The organism is Pyxidicoccus trucidator, assembly GCF_010894435.1.
In the GTDB taxonomy this organism is placed as follows: domain Bacteria; phylum Myxococcota; class Myxococcia; order Myxococcales; family Myxococcaceae; genus Myxococcus; species Myxococcus trucidator.
This window is the reverse complement of sequence record NZ_JAAIXZ010000116.1, coordinates 1-391: the sequence shown is the minus strand read 5'-3', so window position 1 is coordinate 391 and position 391 is coordinate 1. Positions and strand designations below refer to the sequence as shown.

Here is a 391-nt window from a genome sequence, read left to right as displayed (position 1 = left end):
CGGACGGGCTGGCGCTGGTCGTGAAGGGCAAGAAGTTCGGCTTCGTGGACGAGTCCGGCGCCTGGGTGCTGGAGCCTGGCTTCTCGAACTGGGACACGAGCCTGACGGAGTGCGCGTTTCGCGAGGGGCTTGCTCCCGTGAAGCAGAAGGGCGCCTATGGCTTCATCGACCGGAAGGGGGCCCTGGTCATCGAGCCCCGCTTCCAGGCGGTGAATGGCACGTTCTCGGAAGGGCTGGCCGCCGTGAAGGAGAACGGCCTGTTCGGCTACCTGCGCCCGGACGGAAGCTGGGCGGTGACACCCCGCTTCGCCTCCGCTCAGCCCTTCTCCCACGGGCTGGCCGTGGTGTTGAACGGCTGACGACGCGCGCTACTTCGACGGCGTGTCGGTGC

1 protein-coding gene is annotated in these 391 nt (G+C 68.0%); it reads left to right on the top strand.

What is annotated here, in order from left to right; genetic code table 11:
* On the top strand, positions 1 to 359 hold a 359-nt coding region (locus tag G4D85_RS48675; protein ID WP_164021972.1), incomplete at its 5' end, for a WG repeat-containing protein.
* Between the last annotated feature and the right edge of the window lie 32 nt (positions 360 to 391).